Origin of the sequence: Thermosyntropha lipolytica DSM 11003 (assembly GCF_900129805.1) — a bacterium.
Lineage (GTDB): Bacteria > Bacillota > Syntrophomonadia > Syntrophomonadales > Syntrophomonadaceae > Thermosyntropha > Thermosyntropha lipolytica.
The window spans coordinates 1-1,244 of the sequence record NZ_FQWY01000094.1 but is presented as its reverse complement, the minus strand read 5'-3'; the positions used below and the strand labels follow the sequence as shown (position 1 = coordinate 1,244).

2 protein-coding genes are annotated in these 1,244 nt (G+C 40.5%); both read right to left on the bottom strand.

The features are described from left to right. Window positions 1–88: 88 nt before the first annotated feature. Window positions 89–286, bottom strand: a complete 198-nt coding sequence (locus BUB92_RS11180) for a hypothetical protein (RefSeq protein WP_073093636.1) — start codon at window positions 284–286, stop codon at window positions 89–91. A gap of 331 nt (window positions 287–617) precedes the next feature. Next, window positions 618–1,244 (bottom strand): Rpn family recombination-promoting nuclease/putative transposase (locus BUB92_RS11175; protein WP_143156968.1); only part of this gene is annotated, 627 nt, incomplete at its 5' end.

Below are 1,244 nucleotides of genomic sequence, written 5' to 3'. Positions count from 1 at the left end.
TTTATTCCCTCCGGCAGGATGTAGGAGAGAAAGCTCCCTGCTATGCGGGGATTTTCCAAATATTTTTTGAAAAACCGGTCATGGATGTTTATTTCTCCCATAAAAGGGCTCCTTCCTGTATATCAACTATCCAGCAGGTAAAAAATTTTTCAATAACTGCCGTCCCCTTACGGGGATTAGGTTTTGTAACTATGTCAGCACTGTCGCGATGAATATTACTCTTATTGCGACTTTCCGTCCCCTGACGGGGATTAGGTTTTGTAACCCTGTCTCCTGAAAAGCCCATCTGGCAAGGGTTTAAACCCTGTTTTGCGGGGGAGAATTCTTGCAGGAACCAAATATGAACCCTTCATCCCTGTTTAAAGGCTTCTATCCCCCTATTTTTCGGCAGCGGGGGAGATAATACCCGTCAATCTTCATAACTATATTTTATCATTAAAAAATTCCTGCTGCTATGAATTTTCAATATAGCCTGTCTCTTTCCTGATCATTCCCCCCTCTTTTCTTCTATCACTCTTACTCCTCCCATTCCCAGGGAGGTTTTTATGCCCAGGCCGGGAAACACAAGGGAACGGTTCCTTTGTGCTGTCTTACATTTATACCGTCCCCTGTACTTTTTAATTCAGTTTTTTCTTTAACTCCTCTATCCTCTCTACTGAAAGCCCGGTAATCTCTGCTATTATTTGTATGTCTAATCCTTTTTGCAAAGCATTCAATGCCGCTTTTTCTATACCTTTTTCTATCCCCTTCTCCATTCCTTCTCCCCGCAATCTCTCCGCTAAGGTCATTATATCTTCCCTCCTCTCAAGCCTTAATTCTCTCGCATATTCCATCAGCTCATCCAGGTCTATATCCATTTTGTTAAATACATAGATAGTCGTCGCAATAAATAAATACTCATAATCCCCGGGTATATTGTCCAGATAAAAAAGAAGTGTCTTTAAAAGCAATTTTGGATTTTTAAATCCCCGCGCCAGCAAAAGGCTTAAAAGAAATACTTTTAACCCCAAGTTTTCTACCTCTTCTATCTCTTCCAGTTCTCCCAGTTCATAGAAGATGTGTTTGAATAAAGGCAGGTATTTTTTTAGCTCTGGATATTCTTTTATGCCCCGGGTTATATCAGCCAGGCTCTTTACCGTCTCCCATCTTTTTTCCCCATGATAAAATATAACCGGAATTATCGGGGTTAATTCTTTTTTGTTCTCTTTGTTCAGCTCTCTTTCCCAGATGTTTACCATGTATTT

What these genes read in the sequence shown, in the direction of transcription:
- BUB92_RS11180 (WP_073093636.1), bottom strand. Translation starts at nt 286, where the DNA reads ATGGGCTTTTCAGGAGACAGGGTTACAAAACCTAATCCCCGTCAGGGG.